Origin of the sequence: Actinomycetospora sp. TBRC 11914, from assembly GCF_012933465.1 — a bacterium.
GTDB lineage: Bacteria > Actinomycetota > Actinomycetes > Mycobacteriales > Pseudonocardiaceae > Actinomycetospora.
In genome coordinates, this window is sequence record NZ_JABBND010000002.1 from 450,607 (window position 1) to 459,054 (window position 8,448).

The 8,448-nt window shown below is 73.4% G+C and carries 6 protein-coding genes; all 6 read left to right on the forward strand.

Translation table 11 applies throughout. The features are described 5' to 3' along the window. Nucleotides 1-36: 36 nt before the first annotated feature. Nucleotides 37-1,533, forward strand: a complete 1,497-nt coding sequence (locus HH311_RS08060) for an aldehyde dehydrogenase family protein (protein WP_169183081.1) — start codon at nucleotides 37-39, stop codon at nucleotides 1,531-1,533. Further along, nucleotides 1,530-3,089 carry an APC family permease gene (locus tag HH311_RS08065; RefSeq protein ID WP_169183082.1) on the forward strand — a complete coding sequence of 520 codons (1,560 nt, stop codon included), beginning with the start codon at nucleotides 1,530-1,532 and terminating at the stop codon, nucleotides 3,087-3,089. Before HH311_RS08060 ends, HH311_RS08065 begins: the two co-directional genes overlap by 4 nt. Then, nucleotides 3,089-4,660, forward strand: a complete 1,572-nt coding sequence (locus HH311_RS08070; RefSeq protein WP_169183083.1) for a GMC family oxidoreductase — start codon at nucleotides 3,089-3,091, stop codon at nucleotides 4,658-4,660. The genes HH311_RS08065 and HH311_RS08070 overlap by 1 nt, the downstream gene beginning before the upstream one ends. A gap of 83 nt (nucleotides 4,661-4,743) precedes the next feature. Next, nucleotides 4,744-5,595, forward strand: coding sequence for an arpA protein (locus tag HH311_RS08075; RefSeq protein WP_312030000.1), 852 nt, complete (start codon nucleotides 4,744-4,746; stop codon nucleotides 5,593-5,595). Between the two features lie 26 nt (nucleotides 5,596-5,621). Further along, nucleotides 5,622-7,442 (forward strand): choline/carnitine O-acyltransferase, encoded by a 1,821-nt coding sequence (locus HH311_RS08080; protein WP_169183084.1) that lies wholly within the window; start codon nucleotides 5,622-5,624, stop codon nucleotides 7,440-7,442. Between the two features lie 560 nt (nucleotides 7,443-8,002). After that, a partial coding sequence (locus HH311_RS30905; RefSeq protein ID WP_211189782.1) for a hypothetical protein occupies nucleotides 8,003-8,448 on the forward strand: 446 nt, incomplete at its 3' end.

The window sequence follows — 8,448 nt, forward strand, 5'->3', positions numbered from 1 at the left end:
GGGCAGACGGGTGACAACGGGCGGGGGAGCGAGCGCGTGGGGCAGCTCTACATCGACGGAGCGTGGGCCGACGCGGCCGAGGGCGGCACGCGCGAAATCCGGTCCCCGGCGGACGGTCACCTCGTCGCGGAGGTCAGCGAGGCGACCGCGAAGGACACCGAGCGCGCGATCGGCGCCGCCCGCGCCGCCTTCGACGACGGCCGCTGGTCGAACGTCCCGGCGGCCGAGCGCGGGCTGCTGCTCCTGCGCGTCGCGGACCTGCTCCAGCGCGACCGCGACCGGCTCGCGCGGGCCGAGACCGACGACACGGGCAAGCGGGTCGTCGAGTCCGAGATCGACATGGACGACATCACGAACTGCTTCCGCTGGTTCGGGCACCTCGCGGCCGCCGCCGACGGCCGGCTGGTCGAGACCGGGGTGCCGGACGCGCGGAGCAAGGTCGTCCACGAGCCCGTCGGCGTGTGCTCGCTGATCACCCCGTGGAACTACCCGCTGCTGCAGACGGCGTGGAAGGTCGCCCCCGCGCTCGGGGCCGGCTGCACGTTCGTCCTCAAGCCGAGCGAGCTGACCCCGCACACCGCGATCATCCTCATGGAGCTGCTCGCCGAGGCCGGGGTCCCCGACGGCGTCGCCAACCTCGTCCTGGGTGCGGGGGCGACGGCGGGCGGCCCGCTGTCGACCGACCCGCGCGTCGACCTCGTCAGCTTCACCGGCGGCCTCGCCACCGGGAAGGTCCTCATGGCGAACGCGGCGGCCACGGTGAAGAAGGTCGCGCTCGAGCTCGGCGGGAAGAACCCGTTCGTCTGCTTCGCCGACGCGGACCACGAGACCGCGGTGGACAACATCCTCACCGGGATCTTCCTCCACTCCGGGCAGGTGTGCTCGGCCGGCGCGCGCCTCGTCGTCGAGGAGACCGCCCACGACCGGATCGTCGACGACCTCGTCGAGCGCGCGCGGCGGATCCGCCTCGGCGGGCCGGACGAGGAGGGCACCGAGACCGGTGCGCTGATCTCGGAGGCGCACCGCGACAAGGTCGAGGCCTACGTGGCGCGCGGGGTCGCCGAGGGGGCGGTGCTGCGCTGCGGCGGGGAGCGGCCCACCGAGGAGCGGCTCGCGAACGGCTGGTTCTACCCGCCGACGATCCTCGACCGCTGCACGCGGGACATGTCCGTGGTGCACGACGAGTCGTTCGGCCCGGTGCTGACCGTCGAGACCTTCACCGACCTCGACGAGGCCGTGGCGATCGGCAACGACACCGAGTACGGGCTGTCCGGTGCGGTGTTCTCCGCCGACACCGGCGTGTGCGAGGAGGTCGCCGCGCGCCTCCGGCACGGCACCGTCTGGATCAACGACTTCGGCCCGTACGTCCCCGCCGCCGAGTGGGGCGGCTACGGCCACTCCGGCGTCGGGCGCGAGCTCGGCCGGGCGGGCCTGGCCGAGTACCAGGAGACCAAGCACATCTGGACCAACACCCGGCCCGGACCGACCGGGTGGTTCCCCTCATCGACTTCCACACCAGGGAGTGGTTCATGAGCTCGAGCCACGAGAAGGCACATCCGCAGGCGAGCGCCACCGACGCCGAGGACATCGACGAGTTCGGCTACCGACCGAGCCTCGTCCGCTCGCTCGGCAGCTTCCACACCTTCGCCGCGGGGATCAGCTACATCTCGATCCTCACCGGCACGTTCCAGCTGTTCTACCTCGGGCTCGGCACGGGAGGCCCGGCGTACTGGTGGTCGTGGCCGCTGGTGTTCGTCGGGCAGCTCATGGTCGCGCTGTGCTTCTGCGAGCTCGCCGCCCGCTTCCCGGTGGCGGGGTCGATCTACAACTGGAGCAAGCGGCTCTCGCACCACGGCGTCTCGTGGCTGGCCGGGTGGACGATGCTCACGGCGTCGATCGTGTCGATCGCCGCGGTGGCCCTCGCCCTGCAGGCGACGCTGCCGCAGATCTGGTCGGGCTTCCAGTTCATCCCCGCGGAAGCCACCAACTCCGAGGCGCTGAACGGCGTCATCCTGGCCGCGGCCCTCATCGTGTTCACCACGCTGATCAACGCGTTCGGCACCAAGCTCATGGCCCAGATCAACTCGACCGGGGTGTTCATCGAGCTGATCGCCGCATGCGTCCTGATCGTCCTGCTGGCGATCAACATCGTGCGCGGACCACAGATCGTGCTCAGCACGGGCGGCATCGACACCAGCGGGAGGCCGCTCGGCTACGCCGGGGCCTTCCTCGTGGCCATGTTCGCCTCGCTCTACGTGATGTACGGCTTCGACACGGCGAGCTCGCTGGCCGAGGAGTCGCACGACCCGCGGCGCAACGCCCCCAAGGCCATCCTGCGCGCGCTCTTCTTCTCCTTCCTGCTCGGCGGGCTCATCCTGCTGTTCGCGATCATGTCGGCGCCGGACCTCGCCGATCCCGCCTTCAGCCAGCTCGGCGGCCTGCAGGCGCTGGTCCTCGCCGTCCTCGGCCGGGGCGGCGGCACCGTGATCCTCATCGCCGTCGCGGTGGCCGTCGTGGTCTGCGCGCTCGCCGTGCACGCCGCCGCGATCCGCCTGGCGTTCGCGATGAGCCGGGACAACAACCTGCCCGCCGGCTCGAAGCTGTGCACGATCAGCCCGCGGTTCGGTACCCCGGTCGTCTCGTCGGTGACGATCGGGGTCATCGCGATCGTGCTGCTGCTCGTGACCTTCAGCCCGCAGATCTACACCGTGGTCACCTCCATCGCGATCATCATGATCTACACGGCGTACCTGCTCGTGACGGTGCCGATGCTCGTCCAGCGCCTGCGAGGGACCTGGCACCCCCGGCCCGACGGGTTCTCGCTGGGGCGGTGGGGCCTGCCGGTGAACATCCTCGCGATCCTCTGGGGCGGGGCGATGACCGTGAACCTCGCCTGGCCGCGGCGGGAGATCTACAACGCCTCCGAGCCGTTCCACTGGTACCTGCAATGGGGCGGTGTGCTGCTGCCCGGAATCATCCTCGGCGCGGGGTTCGCCTATTACTGGACCGTGCAGCGCCACAAGACCGGCGTCGTCGCTGAGCACGCGCGCGTCGGGACACCCATCGACGAGCCCGTCCAGGAGGCGTGATGGCCGAGAACGAATTCGACTACGTCGTCGTGGGCGGCGGCACCGCCGGGTGTGCCGTGGCGTCCCGGCTCTCCGAGGACCCCGACGTCACGGTGTGCCTCGTCGAGGCGGGCCCGTCGGACGTCGGCGACGACGCGATCCTCGACCTGTCCCGCTGGATGGAGCTGCTCGAGTCCGGCTACGACTGGGACTACCCGATCGAGCCGCAGGAGTTCGGCAACTCGTTCATGCGCCACGCCCGGGCCAAGGTGCTCGGCGGGTGCTCGTCACACAACTCGGCGATCGCGTTCTGGGCGCCGCGGGAGAACCTCGACGACTGGGCGGCGTCGGGGGCCACCGGCTGGTCCGCCGACGAGTGCTACTCCTTCTACCGCAAGCTCGAGACCGCGCTCGACGGCGGCGAGCACGCCGAGGCCCCGGGCCGCGGCACCGACGGCCCGGTGACGATCCGCTCGATCGCCCCGCGCGACCCGTGCGGGCGGGCGCTGCTCGAGGCGTGCGAGCAGGTCGGACTGCCGGTGACGCCGTTCAACACCGGCCGCACCGTGCTGCGCGGGTCCAACTGGTTCCAGGTCAACGCCAACCCCGACGGGTCCCGCAGCTCGGCGTCGGCGGCGTACATCCACCCGAACCTGGGGCGGTCGAACCTCACCGTCCTCACCGGGTACCGCGCCGAGCGCCTGACCTTCGACGACTCCGGGGCGCGGCCGCGCGCCACCGGCGTCGCGCTGCGCACCCCGGACACCCGCTGGACGGTCGAGGTCACGGCGCGCCGCGAGACGATCCTGTCCGCCGGCGCCATCGACGGGCCGAAGCTGCTGATGCTCTCGGGCATCGGCCCGGCCGACCACCTGCGCAGCGTGGGCATCGACGTCCGCGTCGACGCGCCCGGGGTGGGCGAGAACCTGCAGGACCACCCCGAGGGCCTCGTCCAGTGGGAGGCCCTGCAGACCATGCCCACCGAGTCGGTGCAGTGGTGGGAGATCGGCATCTTCGCCGGCGCCGAGGGCCGCACGACACCCGACCTGATGTTCCACTACGGGTCGGTGCCGTTCGACCTCAACCTGCTGCGCTGGGGCTACCCGTCGTCGGAGAACACGTTCTGCCTGACGCCGAACGTGACCGGCGCGCAGTCGAAGGGCACCGTCCGGCTGCGCACCCGCGACTTCCGCGACAAGCCCGCCGTCGACCCCCGCTACTTCACCCATGAGCACGACCGCGAGGTCATGATCCGCGGCGTCCGCGTCGCCCGCGAGATCGCGGCGGCGCCCGCGCTCAAGGAGTGGGTGGGCAAGGAGCAGGCCCCCGGGGAGGACGCCCAGACCGACGAGGAGATCTTCGACTACATCCGGAAGACCCACAACACCGTCTACCACCCGTCCTGCACGGTGAAGATGGGTGCCGACGACGACCCGCTCGCGCCGGTCACGCCGACGCTGAAGCTGCGGGGCGTGGACGGGCTGCGGGTCGCCGACGGGTCGGTGATGCCGGACCTCATCACGGTCAACCCGTGCATCACGACGATGATGATCGGCGAGCGCTGCGCGGACTTCATCCGTCGCGGCGTCTGACCGGGCCTGCCCGTCCGGCGGGGCGGGCTCCCGGCCCGCGGTTGATCACCCCTAGGGTCGCCCCTGCGGGAGAGGGGGCTGGCGTGGGCTCGGACGTGATCGACGGCGTGGTGGACACCGGCCGCTACCCCCTCGACCATCCCGGAGCACCGGGATGGTCGAGGACCGTCGGCCGGGCCCGGGAGGAGCTGCGTGCCCTCGGGGCGACGGTGCTGCGCGACGTGGTGCGCCCGGAGCTGCGGGACCGGTTGCGGGCCGAGGGCGACGCCGTCGCGCCCGACGCACACACCGCGTCCGCCCGGGTGAACGTCTACAACACCGACCCGGACCCGACGCTGCCCGCCACCCACCCGGCGCGCGTCGCCCTGACCCGGCGCAACGCGTTCGTGGCCCGCGACCGGATCCCGGCCGACCACCTGGTCCAGCGGCTCTACGCGCACGCCGGGTTCCGACGCCTGCTGGCCGCGTGCTTCGAGCTCGACGACGTCCACCCGCTCGCCGACCCGTACTCCGGGCTGACCCTCAACGTCGTCGCGCCCGGGGACGACCACCCCTGGCACTTCGACACCAACGAGATCGCCGTCAGCCTGCTCACCCGGGAGCCCGAGGCCGGCGGGACCTTCGAGTTCTGCCCGGGGATCCGGGCGCCCGGCGACGAGAACCTCGCCGGGGTGCGGGCGGTGCTCGACGGCGACCGGACCCCCGTCCGCTCCCTCGAGCTGAGGCCCGGCGACCTGCAGCTCTTCCGCGGCCGGTTCGCGCTGCACCGGGTCACCCCGGTGGCCGGCGCCTCCGCGCGGCACACCGCGATCTTCGCCTACAGCGACCGGCCCGGGGTGATCGGTTCCCCGACCCGGACCCGCCAGCTCTTCGGCCGCGTCGACGCCCTGCACCTGGGCGCGGCGTCGGTGCGCTCCGACACGCTGCTCGACTGACCCCGCCCCCGACCCCCGAGGACACCATGAGCGACGCTGCCGGACCCGGCACGCTCGGCACCTTCGACGCCGAGGACGACCTGCCCCGCGTGCCCGTGCCGACCCTGGCCGCGAGCGCCGAGGGTTTCCTCGAGTGGTCCGCCCCGCTGCTCGACGCCGAACAGCTCCGCGAGACCCGCGCGGCGGCCGAGGAGCTCCTGCGCCCCGACGGGCCCGGCCCGGTGCTGCAGGCCGCGCTGGAGGACTACGACGCGGCGCCGACCACCCACAGCTGGCTCGACGACTTCTGGGAGTCCCGCTACCTCGGCCGGCGCGACCGCATCGCCCTCAACGCCAACTTCTTCTTCCTCTTCGAGGCGCCGACCGACCCCGCCGAGCAGGACCAGGCCGGCCGGGCGGCCGCGCTCGTGCTGGGCGCCCTGGACCACAAGCACCGGGTCGACACCGGGACGCTCCCGCCGGCCACCCGCCGCGGCGCGCCGATGACGATGGAGCAGCACAAGTTCCTGTTCTCGGCCACCCGCATCCCCGGCGAGGCGCAGGACACCGCCCGCACGCCCTGGACCGAGGACTGGCCGGGCCCCTCGACCGAGCGGCACGTCGTCGTGCTCGTCCGCGGGCACGCGTTCCGGCTCGACGTGCTCGGCCCGGACGGCGCGCCGCACACCGCCGCGGAGATCGCCGAGGCGCTGCGGTCGCTGCGGGCGGGGGTCGACGCGCCCGGGCCCGGCGTCGGGGCGCTCACCACGAAGGCCCGCGCGGCGTGGGCGACGAGCCGGCAGGCCCTGCGCGACGAGCACCCGGACAACGCGGCCGCCCTCGAGGACATCGAGACGGCGCTCTTCTGCGTCGCGCTCGAGGACGTCGCGCCCACCGAGGACCTCGCCCGCGGCAAGCAGCTGCTCGCCGGGGACAGCGGCAACCGCTGGTTCGACAAGGCCGTCACGTTCGTCGTCTTCGCCGACGGGGCGGCGGGCATCAACACCGAGCACTGCCGGCTGGACGGCACGACGGTCCTGGCCCTGGTGGACGGGATCTTCGCGGAGACCACGGCGGCCCACGCCGAGCGGCTGGGCGCCCGGTCGCAGGGCGAGCCGGCCGCGCGGGAGCTGTCGTTCGTCCTCACCGACGAGCGGGCCGCCGACGTCCGGGACGCCGCACACGACTTCACCGCCTTCGCGGACGCGGTGGCCACCCAGGTGGTCGCGTTCGACCAGCACGGCAGCGACCGGGCGAAGCAGCTCGGCGTCTCACCGGACGCGTTCGCGCAGCTGGCCTACCAGCTCGCGCACCGGCGGGCGAAGGGCTTCACCGGGGCGACCTACGAGTCGATCGCGACCCTGCAGTTCCACCACGGGCGCACCGAGGCGATGCGGGTGGTGACCCCGGAGATCCTCGCGTTCGTCGCCGCGATGGACGACCCGGAGGCCGACCCTGATACCCGCCGCGCCGCCTTCGAGGCGGCCGCGCAGGCCCACGGCCAGCGGGCCCGGGCGTGCCAGGCGGGCCAGGCCCCCGAGCAGCACCTGTGGGAGCTCTCGCTCATCCAGCAGCGCCGCGGGGCCGAGCTCGGCGCGACGGAGCCGCTCGCCGTCGTCGACTCCCCGGGCTGGCGCGTCATGCGCGACGACTACCTGTCGACCAGCTCGGCCCCCTCCGTGAACGTGCGGCTCTTCGGGTTCGGGTCCACGAGCACGCACTGCATCGGCGTCGCCTACGTCCTGCTGCCCGACCGCTGGATCGTGCACCTGAGCACCCCCGCCGAGGTGGGGGAGGAGATGGAGCGGTTCGCCTCGGAGCTGCGCCGGGCCGTCGACGAGCTGACGGCGCTGCTCTCGGGCCGGTGACCGGGGCCCGGAGGCGGGTCGGCGCGTCGCGGGCCGGGCCGGACCCGGGCCCGCAGCGCCGACGAGGCCGTCCCGGCCGGTGAGGACGGCTCGCGGCACGCCGTCGCCCACGACGAGGCCATGCCGGTGGCGTGGACCCGCACCTTCCTCGCCGACCCCGCCCGGCTGGTGGCCGAGCTGCTGGACGACGAGCCCGGGCAGCTCTGAACCACCCGGCACGGTTCGACGGTGGGCGTCGCTTGCCCATGCCGCCGCGGAGCGAAGCCGGACCCGACCTTCGAGGGCGCCCGGCTCGACGTCCCGGACGGTGGCGGCCGGGCGAGTGGTGAGCCTGCGCCTGCTGAGCCGATCAGGAACCGGCGCCGGTCGACGGTCCGAGGGACCGACCGACCGCGTGGAACCGCCCGTGCAGACCGCGGCGCCACCGCCCCTGCCGGAGGACGCCGGTCTCGATGCCCTGTCCGTCGTCGCCCTCGACCGACCCTCAGCGCCCGCCGGGTGTCGGCGTGCGGAGAACCAGCCGTCCTGTTCGGCGCCTGTCCTCCGGGTGCGGCGCCGAGATGCGCCTGTCCGGCGGTCCCGGTGGCCAGATCGTCCCGCCGGGACTCGTCGGGCCGGGACTCGTCGGGCCGGGAATCGTCGGGCTGGGAATCGTCGGGCTGGGGATCGGCCGGGGCGGGACCGCAGTGCACCGTCGTACCGACCGGAGCGGCGAGCACCTCGTCGATGTGCGCCGCGACCGCGGCGAGCCCCTCGATCGGCACCGTCCCGGCCGCGGCGACGAGCAGCTCCTCGGCCCGCGCGATCACCGCGGCGTCCCGATCGAGCTCGGCCAGCCCCTCCAGCGCCTGCGAGACCAGGAAGAAGCGCCCGCCGTCGAGCACGCCCTCCAGCACGGCGCGCGCCATCACCGGATGATCGGCCCCGACGATCTCCGCGACCATCCGGCGGGCCTCCACCACCTCGGGCGGCGCGCTCTCCAGCTCCATGATCGAGAAGCTAGCGC

Bases quoted from the DNA above. Each gene is read 5' to 3' on its own strand.
- HH311_RS08065 (WP_169183082.1), top strand. From the start codon at position 1,530: ATGAGCTCGAGCCACGAGAAGGCACATCCGCAGGCGAGCGCCACCGAC.
- HH311_RS08070 (WP_169183083.1), top strand. From the start codon at position 3,089: ATGGCCGAGAACGAATTCGACTACGTCGTCGTGGGCGGCGGCACCGCC.
- HH311_RS08080 (WP_169183084.1), top strand. From the start codon at position 5,622: ATGAGCGACGCTGCCGGACCCGGCACGCTCGGCACCTTCGACGCCGAG.